At 58.8% G+C, this 17,823-nt stretch carries 16 protein-coding genes, 1 tRNA gene and 1 pseudogene; 10 read left to right on the top strand and 8 right to left on the bottom strand.

Annotated elements, in window-relative coordinates:
• Window positions 1–170: 170 nt before the first annotated feature.
• Window positions 171–1,037, bottom strand: coding sequence for a DUF2059 domain-containing protein (locus ACZ1HA_RS06780; protein ID WP_472713354.1), 867 nt, complete (start codon window positions 1,035–1,037; stop codon window positions 171–173).
• Complete coding sequence (locus ACZ1HA_RS06775) at window positions 985–1,824, bottom strand: DUF2059 domain-containing protein (protein WP_472713353.1); 840 nt, start codon at window positions 1,822–1,824, stop codon at window positions 985–987. The genes ACZ1HA_RS06780 and ACZ1HA_RS06775 overlap by 53 nt, the downstream gene beginning before the upstream one ends.
• A gap of 148 nt (window positions 1,825–1,972) precedes the next feature.
• Between ACZ1HA_RS06775 and ACZ1HA_RS06770 the strand changes: the two genes are divergently transcribed.
• The 4 genes from ACZ1HA_RS06770 to ACZ1HA_RS06755 all read left to right on the top strand — a co-directional run bounded on the left by ACZ1HA_RS06770 (window position 1,973) and on the right by ACZ1HA_RS06755 (window position 4,263).
• Window positions 1,973–2,062: transfer RNA gene (locus tag ACZ1HA_RS06770), tRNA-Ser, on the top strand.
• A gap of 240 nt (window positions 2,063–2,302) precedes the next feature.
• Window positions 2,303–2,887 carry a YceI family protein gene (locus ACZ1HA_RS06765; protein ID WP_472713352.1) on the top strand — a complete coding sequence of 195 codons (585 nt, stop codon included), beginning with the start codon at window positions 2,303–2,305 and terminating at the stop codon, window positions 2,885–2,887.
• 4 nt (window positions 2,888–2,891) lie between these two features.
• Window positions 2,892–3,539, top strand: coding sequence for an RNA polymerase sigma factor (locus ACZ1HA_RS06760; RefSeq protein WP_472713351.1), 648 nt, complete (start codon window positions 2,892–2,894; stop codon window positions 3,537–3,539).
• Window positions 3,529–4,263: an anti-sigma factor gene (locus ACZ1HA_RS06755; protein WP_472713350.1), complete on the top strand. Its 735-nt coding sequence runs from the start codon at window positions 3,529–3,531 to the stop codon at window positions 4,261–4,263. Before ACZ1HA_RS06760 ends, ACZ1HA_RS06755 begins: the two co-directional genes overlap by 11 nt.
• A gap of 21 nt (window positions 4,264–4,284) precedes the next feature.
• On the opposite strand, the gene ACZ1HA_RS06750 is transcribed toward ACZ1HA_RS06755, so the two are convergent.
• The 3 genes from ACZ1HA_RS06750 to ACZ1HA_RS06740 all read right to left on the bottom strand — a co-directional run bounded on the left by ACZ1HA_RS06750 (window position 4,285) and on the right by ACZ1HA_RS06740 (window position 11,324).
• Window positions 4,285–6,900 carry a putative bifunctional diguanylate cyclase/phosphodiesterase gene (locus tag ACZ1HA_RS06750; RefSeq protein WP_472713349.1) on the bottom strand — a complete coding sequence of 872 codons (2,616 nt, stop codon included), beginning with the start codon at window positions 6,898–6,900 and terminating at the stop codon, window positions 4,285–4,287.
• Entirely contained in the window at window positions 6,897–8,147 is a 1,251-nt protein-coding gene (locus tag ACZ1HA_RS06745) for an ABC transporter substrate-binding protein (RefSeq protein ID WP_472713348.1), read from the bottom strand. The genes ACZ1HA_RS06750 and ACZ1HA_RS06745 overlap by 4 nt, the downstream gene beginning before the upstream one ends.
• A gap of 150 nt (window positions 8,148–8,297) precedes the next feature.
• The gene (locus tag ACZ1HA_RS06740; protein WP_472713347.1) at window positions 8,298–11,324 is read right to left on the bottom strand and encodes an ABC transporter transmembrane domain-containing protein; all 3,027 of its coding nucleotides are present in this window, start codon (window positions 11,322–11,324) and stop codon (window positions 8,298–8,300) included.
• 262 nt (window positions 11,325–11,586) lie between these two features.
• Here ACZ1HA_RS06740 and ACZ1HA_RS06735 point away from each other — a divergent pair, with 262 nt between their 5' ends.
• A complete protein-coding gene (locus ACZ1HA_RS06735; RefSeq protein ID WP_472713346.1) occupies window positions 11,587–11,772 on the top strand; it encodes a hypothetical protein in 186 nt (61 codons plus the stop codon).
• A gap of 21 nt (window positions 11,773–11,793) precedes the next feature.
• Here ACZ1HA_RS06735 and ACZ1HA_RS06730 read toward each other — a convergent pair whose 3' ends face one another.
• The 3 genes from ACZ1HA_RS06730 to ACZ1HA_RS06720 form a co-directional block, all read right to left on the bottom strand.
• Window positions 11,794–12,366 (bottom strand): hypothetical protein, encoded by a 573-nt coding sequence (locus ACZ1HA_RS06730; RefSeq protein ID WP_472713345.1) that lies wholly within the window; start codon window positions 12,364–12,366, stop codon window positions 11,794–11,796.
• A 98-nt stretch (window positions 12,367–12,464) separates the two neighbouring features.
• On the bottom strand, window positions 12,465–13,196 hold the full coding sequence (locus ACZ1HA_RS06725; RefSeq protein WP_472713344.1) for an RlmE family RNA methyltransferase: 732 nt from the start codon (window positions 13,194–13,196) through the stop codon (window positions 12,465–12,467).
• The gene (locus tag ACZ1HA_RS06720; RefSeq protein WP_436399389.1) at window positions 13,196–14,311 is read right to left on the bottom strand and encodes a Ppx/GppA phosphatase family protein; all 1,116 of its coding nucleotides are present in this window, start codon (window positions 14,309–14,311) and stop codon (window positions 13,196–13,198) included. The genes ACZ1HA_RS06725 and ACZ1HA_RS06720 overlap by 1 nt, the downstream gene beginning before the upstream one ends.
• Before the next feature lie 264 nt (window positions 14,312–14,575).
• On the opposite strand from ACZ1HA_RS06720, the gene ACZ1HA_RS06715 reads away from it, so the two are divergent.
• The 5 genes and pseudogenes from ACZ1HA_RS06715 to ACZ1HA_RS06695 all read left to right on the top strand — a co-directional run bounded on the left by ACZ1HA_RS06715 (window position 14,576) and on the right by ACZ1HA_RS06695 (window position 17,819).
• Window positions 14,576–14,872 carry a virulence factor gene (locus tag ACZ1HA_RS06715; RefSeq protein WP_472713343.1) on the top strand — a complete coding sequence of 99 codons (297 nt, stop codon included), beginning with the start codon at window positions 14,576–14,578 and terminating at the stop codon, window positions 14,870–14,872.
• Between the two features lie 47 nt (window positions 14,873–14,919).
• A complete protein-coding gene (locus ACZ1HA_RS06710; protein WP_472713342.1) occupies window positions 14,920–15,846 on the top strand; it encodes a methylenetetrahydrofolate reductase in 927 nt (308 codons plus the stop codon).
• A 16-nt stretch (window positions 15,847–15,862) separates the two neighbouring features.
• A pseudogene (locus ACZ1HA_RS06705) lies at window positions 15,863–16,946 on the top strand (methyltetrahydrofolate cobalamin methyltransferase).
• A gap of 235 nt (window positions 16,947–17,181) precedes the next feature.
• The gene (locus tag ACZ1HA_RS06700) at window positions 17,182–17,457 is read left to right on the top strand and encodes an STAS domain-containing protein (protein WP_472713341.1); all 276 of its coding nucleotides are present in this window, start codon (window positions 17,182–17,184) and stop codon (window positions 17,455–17,457) included.
• The gene (locus tag ACZ1HA_RS06695; RefSeq protein ID WP_375227786.1) at window positions 17,454–17,819 is read left to right on the top strand and encodes a response regulator; all 366 of its coding nucleotides are present in this window, start codon (window positions 17,454–17,456) and stop codon (window positions 17,817–17,819) included. The genes ACZ1HA_RS06700 and ACZ1HA_RS06695 overlap by 4 nt, the downstream gene beginning before the upstream one ends.
• The last annotated feature ends 4 nt before the right edge of the window (window positions 17,820–17,823 follow it).

Below are 17,823 nucleotides of genomic sequence, written 5' to 3'. Positions count from 1 at the left end.
TCTGCCGCGTCCTGTGGTCCCCGGATCCGGGCGTTTCGGCCTGCTGGCCACCTCGAACAGCGCATCCCGTCAGGGGATGTACGTTAAAACCACAGCGAAAACCTGACTGGTCCCGCCGAGTGAAGCCGCCAGATGCACCAGTGGCCCGGCTTTGTCAAGCATTGCGTTGGTCAGATATCGTTGCCCGCAGCGCTCAGGGCAATGGCCCGTCCGAGCGCATAGGATATTTCGCTGAAAACACTGTCAAACCCGTCAAACAGAGCGGCATTCAGCGCTGTACCCGCATCCGTGGCGGAAAAGGTAATATAGGCGTCCAGATCGCCCGCAGATACAGGTTGGTAAGCCATCAGCAGAAAGGCCCCGAGCCAGCTTTCAGTGTCTGCCTCAATCTCTTCGCGCTGGCCGTACACATCCGCGATCATCTGCTCGTCCGACTGTGTCAGCAGCCCCCCATCCGAAAGGCCCAGCAGAAACTGATAGTTGGACGTCATCGTTCCCGAGACATTGCGCTCCACGAGGTCGAGATCCTCAATATAGCTTTTGACCTGGCCGACTTTCGGGTCTCCTTCATCAAGGCTCCGCTCCCAGGCCTCTCTGGCCGCCTGCTCTACCGCAGGGTCTGACATCGCGGCCCTTGCAGCATTCTCAAGTGATACGATCCGGCCACCTGCATCGGTGGAAAACCACCCGATTGCAGCCTCCATGTCTTCCGGCGTCATCCCGCGCTGAAGCGCGGCACGCAGCCGTTCATCCATACGCTGGCGGTCGTAAACTCGGTCCACCTGACCGGCAAAAAACGCGCCGCCCTGCCCCGCGATCATATCCTGATCAAGTTCACGCGCGTAATCGAGGCCCTCTTCGCGCAGGATGCCGGTGACTTCGCTGACCCGCAGCAGATCCATCAGTACAGTCAGGCGCGCGTCCGCCCACGCCGGCAAAGCAGGCGCAATCAGCAGAACCGTGAGGAGTGCTGCGCGCAGCACGTCAGAGTTCCTGGTCAGGTTGCAGACCGCGCAGCTGTGCAGCCAGCGCTTCATACCGACCCGCCATGATCTCAAACTGTACCGCGTTCATCAGTGCATACACCGTCTTCATCGTCGGATGTTCCAGCGCATCAGCATAATCGCTGATCTCGTCATCTGAAAACGCCTGATAGGTATAGGCAGACCCCGACAGCGCAGAAAGCTGCAGACTGCGACGCAGTTCACCTTCCTGCCTTTCCAGGTTTTCCCGCAGGTCTTTTTCATCCATCTGCAGTTCGATCACCCCGGCCACGGCAGCCGCCATCAGAAAGCGCACCTGCACCTCATGAATGGCATGTACCGACGCATCTTCAGAACCGGTGGCGGCATTCAGCCGTTTGATCTCTTCCAGACGCGGCGACCCGATGCGCACCAGACCGGCGACAATGGCCTCGCCCGCTTCCTGTTTGAGATCATCGTCCTCTTCAAGATGAGATGCGTTTTCAACTTCGACCAGCCGGCGGCCCAGATCCGACGTGTAGAATTCCACGGCGTGGGTCAGCATCTCGTCGTCCAGTGTCTGGGACAGAATTCCGATCGCTTCGTCGTGCATCAGGCCTGTATCAAAAACATCATCCGCCAGACGGGTCCAGCGGGCCCCGAATGCATCCGCCTCCAGACCGAGCATCAGCGGCGCACTTTCAGCGCTCAGCCGGATGCTCTCCAGCGCAACATCAAAACCCGTGATTTCAAGGAATTCCTCAAGCCGCTCAGTGTCCTGCACCGTTGCCTGCGCAGGTTGCCCGACTGTCATCGCTGTCATCACCAGCGCCGCAAATCCGGCGCGCAGGGAAAACGTCATGTCCGATACCTCATTTACCCGTTTGCGCGAAAGGTAGTGGTTTAAAGATAAGGAGCAATGAAAATTCCCGTGTAACGCGGGATTTGGCTAATCTTCCCTTGCCAGCAGGGTCAAAGCCCTCTAAATCCGCCTCCACCAAGACCCCCGCGGAGAGGTGCCGGAGTGGTCGAACGGGGCGGTCTCGAAAACCGTTGTGGGTGCAAGCCTACCCAGGGTTCGAATCCCTGTCTCTCCGCCATTTTTCCCAAGCCAGGCTGCAACTGCCGCGCTGCGAATGCTGGCGCCATTTTTGGAGTGCGGGATTATTCGGGTTCGACCTGATGGAAAACTGGCCGCGTTAACCTTTGATTTTATTGGGACTCTTCGCGCCTCACGCCTCCGTGATGGCGTTTTGAGGTTTTCTTACGAATAAATCCCGCAGCTGGCGCGTTTTCATGGTGTGGACGCGGTGTTCACTGACTTTGGGAGGCTCCAACACATGAAATTCATTGCAGGTATCGCCGGCGCTGCAGCGCTTTGTGCCACAACAGCTCTGGCCGGAGGCCACGCCAACTGGTCATCGGTTGATGACCAGTCGAGCGTCGCGTTCGGCTCTGTCAAAAACAGCGAGTTCGGAGAAGTCCATCACTTCACCGATGTATCCGGCAAAGTGAGCGAAGCCGGAGCCATGGAAATCAGCATCAATCTTGCATCGGTCCAGACCAATATCGACATCCGTAACGAGCGGATGAACGAACATGTTTTTGGCGCAGGCGGTCTCACCGCGACACTGACAGGCCAGATCGACATGGAAGCGCTGGCCGCACTTGGAAACGGCGACACTATGCTCACGGACATTGAAGCGGAACTGAGCTTTGCCGGCACAGAAAACGATATCGAAGCACGCATGCTGGTCGCACGGCTGGGAGATGACCGGGTTCTGGTGACGACAGCTGATTTCATCATGCTTTCTACCGACGATCTGGGGATCACCGCAGGCATCGACAAACTGATGGAACTGGCCTCGCTCGACAGCATTACGCGGGTCACGCCAGTGTCAGTTCGCATGGTCTTCGAAAAGTGACATAATGCGTAACGAGTTAGCCTCCGCGATGCCCTCTGGCGCATCCGGGGGCGGTTACGCCGTGCATCGTCCGGCGACGCAACGAAATGGAACGCGCCTTGACCCACGCGAAAACCGGCAAATGACCATCTGGCGGCGGAAAACAGCCGCTGAACGTATCAGCGACGCTTTGCCGGACGTTTTCCCGCGCCTGTGGCGCTACAGTCTGTCCCTTACCGGTAACCAGGACGCGGCAGACGATCTTGCGCAGGCCGCCTGCCTGCGCGCGATGGAGAATGCCGCACGGTTTGATGAAGGCACGCGACTGGATGCATGGATGTTTCGGATCACGCATAATCTATGGATCAGCACTTTGCGCAAAAACGCTGTCCGCACAGGCGGCGGCCTTGTGACCGTTGACGATACGGTATTAACGGACCCGGCGCCCGGACCGGAACGCCAGGCGCTGAACAGGGAGGTGCTGAGCGCCGTGCTGCAGTTGCCGGAAGCGCAGCGGGTGGCTGTTATTCTTGTTTATGCGGAAGGGTACAGCTATCGCGAGGCAGCCGGCATTCTGGATGTGCCTATCGGGACAATCATGAGCCGCCTTGCAAGCGCACGGTCAGTACTGGGACAGAAATTCGGCGATCAGGAGACGCAGGATGCAAGATAGGTATTTCACGGACGAGGAACTTGTCGCCTACCTTGATGGCGAGGCAGAACACGCGCCGGTGGATGTGATCCGGGAAGCTGTCGGGCGTGACCCGGCCCTTGCCCGCCGTGTTGCGGCCCTGCAGTTTAATGCGGGCGGGCTCGCTGAGGGATATCCAGCGCTTCTTCCGGCCCCGCGGTCGGGCGCGCCGGTTCGTGCGGCTACTCCGGCCGCCTGGCCGCGCAGTGCGTCAATTGCCGCTGCTGTGGCGCTGGCCGCAGGGATCGCACTTGGAACACTGATCCCGGACTCCCGTTCGGCTGGCTGGGTTGACTATGTCGCGGCGTACCAGGCGCTGTATTCCAGCAGTACACTGTCGCACATTTCCGCGGTTCCGGATGAACAGGCTTCAGAACTGGTCCGGGTCGGCGCGGCAATTGGCAAATCAATCTCGCTTGACCGGCTGAATGCTTTCCCGGAAGCAGATTACAAACGCGCGCAGGTTCTGAGTTTTGAGGGCAAGGCCCTGATACAACTGGCGTTCCTCACCAGCGCTGGCGAGCCGCTGGCGTTGTGCATTATCCGGTCTGCAGGCATGCCGTCAGACGCGCCGGAACTCTCGGAAATGGAGGGGATGCATGCGGCGCACTGGTCAGACGGCACTTATGAATATCTGCTGATCGGCGGGTCAGACGACGCGCTGATCAGACGGATCTCATCGGGTTTTGCCAGTACCGGGGTCTGAAAGGCAGGCGGGCATAGCCACTTAACCCGCCGGTTGCACCCCTTCGGTAGCACCCTGTCCCGTGACAGGTTCAGGACGATGCTCAGCCATAAAGGTTCTGAGATCCTCAAAACTGAGCGGTTGCGCAAAGTGATATCCCTGCAGGGTAGAGCACCCCATGTCCATCATGAGGTCTGCGTGGGCCTCTGTCTCAACCCCTTCTGCCGTCACGGCGATCCCGAGGGAGCGAGATATATCAATAATTGACCGCACCATGTCGCGGCAGACTTCTGAATCCGGTGCACCAAGAACAAGACGCTGATCAATCTTCAGCACATGCGGATTGACCTGCATGAGGCTGATCATCGACGCGTGCCCGGAGCCAAAGTCATCAATCTCGATCTGCAGACCCTGATCGTGGATCAGATCGAGGGCAAAATCCAGGTACTCAGGCCGGTCATCAAGGAAAACTGACTCCAGAATTTCGAAGGACACACGTGTTTCCCGGAAATTCTGACCTGCAATCAGCTGGACCAGTTCCGGGTCCGCAATGCGGTCAGCGGTGACGTTGAAAGCCACTTTCGGCACCGGCATGCCCTCATCTTCGAGGGCCTTCACATCTGCCAGAGCTTTCTGCGTGACCATCCTGTCCAGACGCGTCAGAAGGGACAACTGGTCTGCCACCTCAAGGAATGCTGAGGGCGCGAGAATGCCACGCTCCGGCTGTTTCCAGCGGGCAAGAACCTCGACCCCAACGATCCTGCGTGAATTTGCGTCGAACTGGGGCTGGTAGAATGGCACGAATTCCCCCTTGTCCAGTCCGACACGAATAAGCTCTGCCGTGTCCCGGGTTTCAATCGCAGCGTAGTGAAGTTTCTCGTCGTACACGGCCACCTGATTGCGGCCCGCAGATTTGGCGGCATATAGCGCCGTATCCGCCGCACGCACAAGCTCGGGCGTTTCAATCAGGCCGCACCCCGAAGTTGCAATCCCGAAACTGGCACCGGTCTGGATCTGTTTGCCCTCGTACAGGATCGGCAGGACAATACGCGCTCGAATGCTTTCCGCAATGCTGCAGGCTTTTTCCAGATCGACACCCTGGCCCAGCAAAACGATGAATTCATCGCCACCAATCCGAACCGGCAGATCCGCACTGGAGACTTCTTCCCGCAAGATGCGTGCGACCTCACACAATACGTGATCGCCCGCTTCATGCCCCATCGTGTCGTTGACATTCTTGAAGTGGTCAAGATCGATACGGACGACGGAGGTTTCCCCGGCTGAAACCGCACGGGCACGTCTTTCAAACTCGGCGTTGAAACAGCGCCGGTTCGCAAGCCCGGTGAGTTCGTCATGCAGGGCCTGGTGTTCGATCGCCTCCCGGGCCTCGCGCAACCTCGCTTCCTGAGACTTGCGCTCGCTCACATCGCTGGAAATAGACATAAAGCCATAGGGCTTGTTGTCCTCATCGAACAGCGGGGCAATACTGATCCGGGCCCAGTAGGGAAAACCCAGCTTACTGTAATTCAGTAATTCAACACGCACCGGTTCGAGGGACCCCAGCGCCATGCGTATCTGATCCACCTCAAGCGGGTCGGTGTCGTCCCCCTGCAGCAGCGCACCGGGTCTTTTGCCGACGAGTTCTTCCGGACGGTACCCTGTCATCCGGGAAAAGGCCGGGTTGCTCCAAATGATCCGCTCATCAAGATCGGTAATCAGGATCCCTTCTTCTGCCTTCCTTGCAATCGCGGCCAGCTCACCCAGTTCTTTCTGCTGCTCGCTCAGCTTGTTCCGGGACGCCTCGAGGTCTGCGTGCGGTTTCAGGATCGTATGTCGCCCGGCCCAGCCGAAGGCGGCGAAAGGCAGGAAGAGCGCGACCGCGACGGCAAGCATTGTCGTTGACACGAGTTCCTGACCCACGCGCGAAACAAGCGAGAGGTCGGGACGGAGCACGACCGACAGATCGGCCACCGGCAAAGCTGCAGTATGATCTGCGATCCGGGCGGCGGCCGTGTCGGTACGCAGAATACGGAACGGGGTGCCCGTATCTTCGCCTCCCCCACCCATGCCCAGAACCAGATCCGTGACGGCCACGACCGCACCCTCCGGCAGCCCACGGCTCATGACCGGCACCGAAATCAGCAGATGCCCAGGGGCGTTTTCTTCTCCGGCGGGAGCAGAAATCCAGTCTGAAACGGGCTTTGTTGCCGACATTGACCTGAGCGCCAGATCACGGGCCATATCCCTGATCAGGCGGGTCGTGTCAGCGTCAATGCGCGCCTGTTCCCGCGGAACATCGTAGCTGGCAATGTCCTCCCCAAGAAAATCGTAAAACAACACGTCTCGTAGGCCCGCAGGGAGGACAAGATCATCAAGTCTGTCGAGTGTCTGATCCGCAGTAAGAGAGTTGCCAATCACGAAGGAAACGAGATTGGGCTCTGACGCTATGTACTCTGACAGGCTCAGAACCGGCTCAATGCGCTGGGCAATTTCCGTTGCCTCGCGTTCGACATAAACATCAGCCGCGTCCCGCTGAGCCTGCACCAGAAAAGGGCGCGACGTCAGCCAGACAGCCACCGCGGAACTGACAAGTGCAAAAACAAAAACGCCGCCCAGCAGCAACCAGAACACGTGATATATTGATGCCTTAAGCTTCATTGCAGCATATCAGTGTCCATGCCCGTGTCCGGCAACATCAAGCGACCGTTTTTGGCAAAGCGGGCGACACAGAGGTCAGCAAGACCCAGTGCTTCATGGGCATCAGGATCATGCACGTTATATGGGCGGAACGGTTGATTGTAGGTCCGCAGTATGCCCTCGACAGGGTCTTTGAGATTTTCCAGAGCCACCCTGATAAGAGAGCGGCGTTCGGCTGTGCCGGCTGCGCTCCAGCGTTCGGAACGCATTGCCTGTTTCAGAGCTGATACGAAGATGCGCGTCAGATCATATCCGTGCACAAACCCCGCAACAGACGGAAGATCAGACAGTGACGAATATGTACCGGGTCCCTCCCCGGCCAGGGTCAGCGCACGGTCGACAACCACCCGGCGTTTCTGCTCTACCCGCAGACCACAGGTCTGAAGCACTTCCAGCCGAAGCTCCTCGCGAATTTCGTCCGCAACGTTGTCCGCAAAACTGCCCGCCATGATGCCCCAGTGGCTCACGACGCGGACCGGTACGTTCTCGGTGAACAGTTTTCGCACGAGCTGCGCGCCGCTTTGATCGTCCGCCAGAAGGATGACACAGTCAGCACCGGACTCGCCGATTTCAACAGCGATTCTCGACGCCTCTGTCGCCCCTACCGAACCAGAAAACATCCAAACCTCAGGCCGTTCCGGTATCCTTTTTTCGAAACCCTTCAGAAGAGCGATCCGGTTAACCCGTCCCCAGCCTGTGTCCATCAGCAAAAGTGCCGGCCGCGCACAGTTGTGCACATCAAGCAGACGGTTCACAAAGAACGCTGACGACTTGGTATCATCAATCGACACCCGGAAGATCCAGTTTGTCCGGCCTTCAGCCGCACGGGTGATCGGGCCAGCCGCCGACCAGGGCAGCAACAAAAGAATGCCGTTTTCGTTGATCATGGTGCGGTTGGTGAGATAGGGCGGCGAGTGAACTCCGCCGATCACCGCAAGCGCCGCCGGATCAGTCGCAAACGCTTTCAGCGTCCTGAGAGACCGTTTTCCGTTTGCCCGGTTGTCAAAGGGCAAAACATCGACCGTCAGGCCTTCCAGCTGGTCTTCCGTTTCACGCAGCGCCGTCCGCACGCCAAGTTCAATTGCCTCGGCAGCAGGCGCACCATGAGAAAAATCAGCATCAATATAGAGACTTACCGTTTCAGCCGAAGCGGACGCACCGCAGACAGACAGGGCAAACGCCACACTCTTGAGTCTTCCCAGCAACATATTAACCTCTTCGGCAACGCCGTGGCGCGCCAAACCTCTCACCTCAGCGCACAGTATTGCCGCAATCCGCACCAAAGGATTAACCGACGGGTCATATCAGCACCCCGCACGGCAATCTTTACGTTCAATTTTCAGAAAACACCTACCGTATCAGGACGTGTAGCCTGCCACCACCTGAAGTAACCGGAAGGACGTCGCGGCATCATTTTCCACTACAGCAAGAAACTCTTCCTTACCCAGCCTCAGAGCCTCAAACTCCGTTTCAGCCTTCAGCGTCAGAGCACGCGGCACATTCCGGATCAGCCCGAGCTCGCCGACAAGCTGCCCGGGACCTGCTTGCGCCACGCGCTGATCGACTTCAGCGGCATCAGGATTGTAAAGACCCGCTGTGCCCGACAGGATCATGTAGGCCCCGTCCACAGGATCATCGTTCTTGCTGAAGATGATCTCCCCTTCTGCTGCGCGATACCATCTTGCCCCGAAGGCGAGCAGCCGCAGCTGCCGGCGGTTCAGATCCGCAAACAGATCAGTGGTTTCCAGCGCGCGTACTTTGCGCATCAGATCGGCACCCGCAGCGGTATCACCGGAAACCGCAGCCTGCGCACCGTCGGAGACCAGCCTGCCCCGGTCAATCTCCAGATGCACATCAAAAACGTGATGTTCGCTGAAGCTGTCGCCGATATAAACGAGCATTGTTTCGGGCAGTAATCTGCGCAGATTTCGGTGCATTTCGATGCGTACGGACAGGTCAAATCCGGACAGAGCCTGTTCCAGAATGAGAATATCCGGCTTCTTGATCGCAGCGCGGCAGACGGCCAGCGGTTCCGCCAGTGTCGCTGGCAAATCGCCGCCTTTGAGCCCCAACGGCAGATCAAACATCAGCCCCATCACGTCGGCCCGCAGGCCCTCGCGTTCCAGTGCCTGGGACACGATCCGCCGCAGTTCATCGGCGCGTGCACCGGCGGTATCCGAGACCTTTCCAAAAAGTGCGTTCTCGAGCACCGACAGCCCAGTGGCCACAGCCGTTGAGTCAAGAGGCGCAAAGAGATCGCTCAGCCCGGCAGGTGCTGACGTCAAAACACTCTGGCGGCGCTCCAGGACACTTTGCTTGATTTCGTCTGAAAACGCGGGGCCGATCTGTTCCGCGGTTATCTGCGCAGGCAGGCTGATCAGCAATCGCCTGTCGGCATCGGACAACGGCTCACCGGGGTTCAGTCTCAGCCGTCGGCGCACCTGGACCGACCGCTCGTAAAGGGCTGCATCAAGACCCAGTTTGCGAAACAACGGATGCTCTGTACCATCTGTTCCGAATGTCTGATTGAGCAGACCGACCACATCCAGCGCAAGCTCCAGAAGTCCTTTCTCCAGCCCCATCTGCGCAAGCACATCGAAAAATTCCGGGCGGTTGGCCAGTTCGCTCTGGCTCATTGTCTGTCGTGGTGTCGCAAAGAAAATATTGCCCGCAACGGAAAGCGCCGGATTGTATCTGTCCGGCTCAAAGGGCCAGACGTGACGCGTCAGCCCGGCCTCTTTCACGGCGGCCCGGATCGCAGGACGCGCCGCCACAATCCCTGCGGCCAGCCTGGCATTTTCGCCTCCCGTCATGATCTGATCGAGCGAGCGGCGGAACAGCGTGTCGCCCGATCCCGTGGCATCGACCAGCGTCAGCCACCAGTCTTTCAGCTGACCTGCATCCTCTGTACCCGCGCCCAATGGGTTCAGCCATTCGGCCCCTGCGGGATCTTCGCTGTTGCCCGCCGCGATGGCTTCGTGCAGCATCTGCTGGTCCGCTGTGCTGGCAGGCCCGACGGGCATCGACTGCAATGGCATCAGAACGTTATCGCCGAATGATCCCTGAAACAGGACAGGCCGCGCCGCTGCATGCCCGATACGCGCGGAAACCACACGCTGGTGAAGCCCGGCCAGCGGCATGCCCGCTACGGTCACCGTCCCGCTGACAGGCGTCACCTCCCGGATCAGCACGTCCGCCAGCGCCCGCCGGTCCTGTTCGCTTGGAGCCGTCACGGCAACAACCGCCCCTGCCGGAAAAACAGCTGAAACTCCGTCCAGCACCAGGTTGCCATCGGCATCCACAACACTGATGTCATCCAGTTCGATCGCGCCTTTCAGACTTTGGATGCTGTCAGGCTCACCTGTCATCAACTCAGCCGGGATCACACCGGCCGGAGCAAATCGCTCCATGACGGTTTCCCAGCGCAGGCTCATATCCTGTGCCTGATTGTAGTAGGCCAGCAGTTCTTTCCAGGGCGAACTGAGATCTTTGTAGGCGGCGAGTGCTGCGACAAGCGCGCCAAGAGATACCGCGCCCTGGATGACCAGATAACCACCAACAGCAAAGAAGAAAAACGGTGTAAGTTGTGTAATGAAGTTGTTGATAAACTTCATAAAAAACTTTTTCTGATAAATCGTGAAGCGGATGCGGTAAACGATGCCCAGACGCTCGGTGATCATTGCCAGCCGGTGCCGCCAGCCACCATGGATACGCAGTTCTGAGGCCCCTGCCGCGCTTTCCCCGATCATGGAGGCAAGCGTACGCACCTCCCGTATGCGTTTCTTGTTCAGAAGGTTGATCTGGCGCTGCAGCCGCGGGATCAGCCATGCCTGCAGCGGGATGAGCGCAACAGCAGCAAGCCCGAACCAGACACTTTGCAGGAAAAGAAAGAACAGAATGGTGAGCATCTGGCCTGCCTGCAGGACAGGCTGTGCCAGCGCATCGCCCATGATGCCCCCCATCGGTTCCGTTTCCCCGGTGATCATGGCGACAAGTTCGCCTTCGGACGTGCGCTGGAAATAGGGTCTGGGAAACCGCAGCATACGGACAATCAGACCGTACCGGAGCCGGCGCAGCATCCGTTCAGACAACACCCCTTTCATTGTATTGATGCGCATTTTCAGCAGGCCATGGCACAGAACGGCCACCAGGAAAGCGCCACACAACAGCCAGAGGTAAGTCACCTGGTCCAGCTGCGCGCCCAAAACGCCGATCCGCGCTGACTGCGCGCCAATGGCATCATTGATGATCCGTTTGGGCAGCTCAAGTGTCAGAAAAAGAAACGGAAACAGGGTGCAGGTAACGATCAGCAGAATGAACTGATCCCGCTTTGAGTACTTCCAGATGAACTGAAAAAGTGTCTTTTCGATCCTGCGTACCCCCACCTTCGGGGTGATATCCCTGATCCTTTGTAGGAGCCGCGGGAAAAGGCCGCAAAGGTTTTTCGCCAAACCTTCCGGAAACGGGAGTTTTTTCAGCCGCCAGTTGAAATCAGTAGGCGCTGCACGATCATGACCCCGCTCAAAAGTCCAATGCGCCGGAATGTATTGAATTGAAAGGACCCGTCATCCTGTTGCCCGAGGGATGACCAAACTCTGCCGCAGTTCGGTGTCACGGTGCAAGGTGAGACCCGGAGCGCAGTATATAATGATGAAACCGAAACACTGTGAAAACCCCCGCCGGTATGGGCGGCTGTTTGAGCTGATGCGTCAGGAGTGTCAGGCTGAAGCAACTGCCGAGCGCGTTTCCAATTCAGAAGTGCGCGCTGCGACGCCCGCCGATATGGAAAAAATCCTCAGAAGCGCGCAGAGTTCGCTGCAGGCGCGCGTCTGAGGCGCGCCCGCAAATCACAGATCAGAAGAATGCTTCTGCATTGAGACCGATTGTCATGGCGCCAATCACTTCCCCTGTCGCGGGGTCGGTCAGCGCCACGGAGATCTGACCCTGATAGGTCTGCGAGCTGTCATCAAACTCGATCGCATCCACGAATACGGCCCCGGACCCGGCGCCGTAGCTCTTGGAATACTTGTCTTCGTCACCCTGCCAGTAGTCCGACGTAATGTCACTTGCAGCGACATTCAGGCCAAGCGCGTCCATAATGAAAATCTCGGTGATCCGCCCGCCGGACTCATTGACCTTCTGCTTGAGAAACGCCGAAAGCTCATGGCTCATGACTTCACTGATAAAGGGCTGATCTGACTTGCCGACCTGACCACGCCAGGTGTTGTCCCACTCGAGGATCTGTTCATTGCTTGCGCCTGCCGTTTCAGCGTTCTGTTTGTTGACGGCGGCAATGACTTCGGGGCTCATCGCCCAGCCCATGACATCACTGTCGACGAATGCACGCATCGCCGGGGGCGCGTCGACTGCCTGAGCGATGCTTGCGGCCAGCACCAGCGGTGCGGAGAGAAGAATTTTACGGAACATAACTACCGGTCCTTTGAGTTGCGTTGGCCCGGTATCATCAGCGGGCCCCGACCGGATGCTAGACACGACAGACTTAAAGTCCGGTAAAAGAGCCTGCTTCAGCCGCGAAACCCTGTCGCAACAACAAATTTTTCGGAGCTGTCTGACCTCGAAGATGGTGGCTTGATATTGGCGACCTTGTCGAATCGCTGCTTCAGCAGCTTTTGCAATTCCCCCTCCGCACCACCGGCCAGAACCTTGGCAACGAAGGTTCCGCCCTTGTCCAGAACGTCGAATGCAAACCATGCAGCCGCCTCGCAGAGCGCAATGATGCGCAGGTGATCTGTCTGTTTGTGTCCGGAGCTGGCCGCGGCCATGTCTGACATCACCACATCCGCCTTACCGCCCAGCCACTCCCGCACCCGGGCGTCAGCGTCATCCTCCATAAAGTCCAGCTGATAGAGCTCGCAGCCCGCAATCGGCTCCATTTCCTGCAGGTCGACCCCCAGAATACTGCCAACGGCCTTGCCCTGCTTCTCACCCAGGGCATTGACCCTTTTCACCGCGACCTGACACCAGCCGCCCGGAGCCGCCCCCAGATCCACGACGCGCGCACCCGGAACGAGAAAGCGGTATTTGTCGTCCAGCTCCATGATCTTGAATGCCGCCCTGCCGCGATACCCTTCAGCGCGGGCCCGCTTGACATAGGGGTCATTCAGCTGGCGCTGGAGCCATCGCGTCGAACTGAGTTTGCGGCCGCGTGCAGACTTGACCTTGACCTTCAGGTCGCGCTGGCCCCGTCCGGACGTGTTTTTACCTGAGGGTGTTTTCCCACCGGGTGTTTTCGCCATCAGAATGCCCCCTCTGCAAGCACACCATCCGCACTCATCTGAGCATAGAGCAAGCCTTCGCGCAGCCCGCGGTCGGCCACAGAAAGCCGGTCCGTCGGCCAGCAGCGCATCAGCGCCTGCAGAATGGCGGCCCCTGACATGATCAGTGCCTGCCGGTCCTGGCCGATACGCGGATCGGCGCGGCGCCCTTCGGGTCCGAGCGCCAGATAAGAACGGATCACGCGCTCAATCTCATCCGTTGTCATGTGCAGCCCGTCCACCTTTGTTCTGTCGTACCGTTTCAGGCCGAGATGACTCGCTGCGACGGTGGTAACCGTGCCGGAGGTCCCGACGATCTGAAACTTTTCCTGTGCATGCGTGTCATTGTAGGGCGAAAAATCCGACAGGTTTTCCTCGAAGAACCAGCTCATGAGCGCAAACCGGGCCGCGTCATCCTCGACGTCACTGAACTGATCCCGCAGGGTCGCGACCCCCAGCGGGACAGAAATCCAGTCCACAACCCGCGCGGCCGGCTCATCTGCATGGCCGTTCCGGAACCCCTGATGCAGACGCATAATAGAGCCTGGCCGGTCCCGCGGCGGCACATCGCTCAGATCAATCCACACCAGCTCAGTCGACCCGCCGCCGATATCCACCACGAGCAGGTTTTCCGTCGCACGGTTAACCAGCGGCGCGCAGGAAATCACAGCCAGCCGGGCTTCTTCCTGTGGTTTGATGATATCGAGGCGCAGACCGGTTTCGCGCTGAACGCGGCGGATGAACTCGCGGGCATTGCGTGCCCGGCGGCAGGCCTCGGTGGCCACGAGGCGCATCCTGCGCACCCTGTTGCGGCGCAGTTTCTGCTGGCAGATTCGAAGGGCCTGGATAGTACGGCTCATAGAGCCATGCGAAAGCCGTCCGGTTTTCTCCAGACCTGCGCCAAGCTGCACGGACTTGGAAAAGCTGTCCACCACACTGAAACCTGACCCGCGGGGCTGGGCAATCAGCATGCGACAGCTGTTTGTACCCAGATCCAGCGCTGCATAAAGCTCACCTGGCCTGGGCGGAACTGGCGCGGGGCTCAGAGCCGTCTTCTGGTCGAGCGCGCCCGCACCTTTGGGACGCTGTGGCGCCATCTTTCGCGCCTTTCATTTCGAGTTAACGCCAACCTAGACACTGGCCTGCCTCAGCGCAAGCATCACGACACGCAACCGGGCGGCCGCATGACCGGGGCTCACGATGATGATGAGAATTTCCACAGCCGCAGGCCTCGCCGGACGGGCCGCAAAAGGCTACATGATGCGGCGAGGTCGCGGAATGCCCGTGTTCTGTCGAAAAACGACGCAGAGCGCGCAGATGCAGCCGTTAGACAGAGGCCAGAGACGTGGGAGGAATCAGCCATGCCCGAAGTGACCATTGTGTACTGGAGAGACATCCCGGCCCAGGTGATTGTGGGCAAAGGTCGGCGTGGTTCCAAGCGCCCGCTGCCTGAGCGTTTTGAGCAGGCAATTGACCGGGCTGCAATGAAAACCGGTGCAGCGGAAACCGACGCCTATCTTGCAGAGTGGCGCAAGGCGGATTCCTTCGAAGTCGCCGGAAACCCCGATGATATCGCCGATGCAGAAGCTGCGCGTATTGATGCGGAATACGACCAGGCCCGCATTAAGTCTCTGATTGATAACAATGGCTGGGCCTGACCCTGCCCTCTCTGTCTGACACCCTCTTGTCCGGGAAGGATCGCCTGATGGCTCTTCTGAACTTCAAACGCAAAGAAACCGAAGCCCGAAAAGGCGCCACGCCTGAGGTCGAGACCTTTCTGCAGGATTATTCCATTGAGGTGATGCCTCGCACAGCGGAGAAAGTGGACAGTTTCCGCGACCTGCTGCCGGCCGGAACGCGCGTCTACATCGCGCATATCGAAGGCACGCCGATTGAGGATATGGTCCGCACAGCCGCCCGTCTGAATGATGATGGCTTCCAGGTCATGCCGCACTTTCCCGCGCGGATTATCAAAGACCGCGCCACGCTTGCCGACTGGATTGCCCGGTATCAGGGTGAGGCAGATGTCCACCAGGCGCTGCTGCTCGCAGGCGGCGTCGCTGCCCCGCACGGCGATTTTGACAGCTCGATGCAGCTGATGGAGACCGGCCTTTTCGATGAGGCGGGGTTCACACGCCTGCATGTCGCAGGCCACCCCGAAGGGAACCGGGATATCGACCCGGATGGGGGCACCGGTAACGTCGACGCGGCGCTGCTCTGGAAGAATGAGTTCCAGTCGCGCACGGACGCCGAGATGGCGCTGGCAACTCAGTTCGCCTTTGACGCAGATCCGATCATTGCCTGGGCCGATGGGCTGAAGGAAGCCGGTATCACCCTGCCCGTTCACATCGGAATCGCAGGGCCCGCAAAACTGCAGACGCTTATCAAGTTTGCGATCGCCTGTGGCGTTGGCCCGTCTCTCAAGGTGTTGCAGAAGCGCGCACTGGACGTGACCAAACTTCTGCTGCCCTACGAGCCGACAGACGTGCTGAACGAACTGGCCGCGCACAAGGCGGCCAACCCTGATTTCAACATCACCAACGTGCACTTCTTCCCGCTGGGCGGCATCAAAACCAATGCCACCTGGGCCATTGAAAACGGCGGCAGCTCTGCCGTCCCAGCCAACGCCTGATCCAAGGACACCCTGAATGACCCGGACAATCGTCGAGATCCAAAACCAAAACCGCTGTCATCGGTTTTGATCAGCCCTTCTGCGTGATCGGCGAGCGGATCAACCCCACCGGCCGCAAGAAGCTCGCGCTCGAACTTGAGGCCGATGACTTCAGCACCGTCGAGGCGGACGCCATCGCTCAGGTCGAGGCCGGTGCAACCGTGCTGGACATCAACTCCGGCGCTGTCTTTACCAACAAGATGGCGGAAGACACGCGGTATGCAGACAACAACTTTGTTGAACCGCCCCTGATGAAAGCACTGATCGAACGGGTTCAGGCGATTGTTGATGTGCCGCTCTGCATCGACAGTTCCGTACCGGGCGCGCTGGAAAGCGGTCTGGAAGCCTGCGAGGGCCGGCCGCTGCTGAACTCTGTCACCGGGGAAGAGGAGCGTCTTGAGATCGTGCTGCCACTGGTGAAGAAGTACAACGTACCGGTTGTTGCAATCTCGAATGACGACACAGGTATTTCGGAAGACCCGGAAGTCCGCTTTGCCGTTGCCAAGAAGATTGTTGAACGCGCAGCCGATTTTGGCATTCCCGCACATGATATTGTTGTGGACCCGCTGGTCATGCCGATCGGCGCTATGGCAACGGCCGGCAATCAGGTTTTCACGCTGGTACGGCGCCTGCGCGAAGAGCTTGGCGTCAACACGACCTGTGGCGCGTCAAATATCTCTTTCGGTCTGCCCAACAGGCACGGCATCAACAACGCGTTTTTGCCCATGGCCATGGGCGCGGGCATGACCTCCGCGATCATGAACCCCGTTGCCCTGCCCGTCAGTGCCGCCAAAATCGAAGCCAAGAAGCAGGAGCTTCTCAGTGCCGGGATCGTCATTCCCGATGGCATGGACGATGAGGTTTTCTGCCAGACCTTTGGCATGGGATCGACGCGGCCACGTCCGGGCAAGGAAATGGAAGCGATCCGCGCGGCGAATTTCCTGACGGACAATGATCCGCATGGTGGAGCGTGGATTGCCTTCAACAAGGAAGCGCCAAAGCCGGGTCAGGAAGGGCGCGGACGTGCGGGACGCACAGGAGGCCGGCGCAGACGCGGCTGACCAGACATTCTGTCGGCCGCGACCGCAGATACAGCACAGACCGAAAGGGCCACAGGAAGCTGTGGCCCTTTCTTTTTGGTGTCACCTTTCAAGACTTCTTTCCCTGACTTCCGGAAATGAAACCGGAGGTAACCGAGTTTTAACGGAAGGCCCCATACAACTCCTCAGAACACCTGATCAGCCAGCGTGGAGGAATCAATGCGCCCGGAAAATACGCCCGCCTGCGGAGGTCCTGATGAGTGAACCTCTGATTGCAGACCCCAAGCTTGATCTGTCAGCTGCTTCTGACCTGGCAACTGCGCTGAAATCACGGGCTGATGAGGATCTGACAGTAGATCTCTCAAAGGTAAAACACCTTGGTGCTCTCTGCCTGCAGGTGTTTTTGGCCGCGGCAACCAGCGCGCAGGCAAAGGGTCATAAAATCACTTTCGTGAATGCTTCTGACCGCGTGATTGATCAGCTGCGTGTCATGGGCATGACACCGGAAACTATTTCAGGGGGCCGTCAATGACTTTGGAAATTCTCGCCGTAGATGACAGTCGCACAATGCGCGACATGATCAGACTGGCGCTGACGCCAGCGGGTTTCAACGTGCACACAGCTGACGATGGCGTGCATGGCATTGAGGTGCTGAGCGGTATCGAACCGGACGCCATTATTACCGACATTAATATGCCCCGGATGGATGGATTTGGATTCATCGATGCCGTCCGCGAACAGGATCAGCATCGCGCCACACCAATTCTGGTGCTTACAACCGAAGCAGCACCAGAGCTCAAGGCACGGGCCCGCACCGCCGGCGCGACCGGCTGGATCGTTAAACCGTTCGATCCCGCCAAACTGATCAAGGCCCTTCAGATGGTCGCCGGCTAGGAGT

This window comes from Roseobacter sp. S87, assembly GCF_055693285.1.
This window is presented reverse-complemented; position numbering and strand designations above follow the sequence as displayed.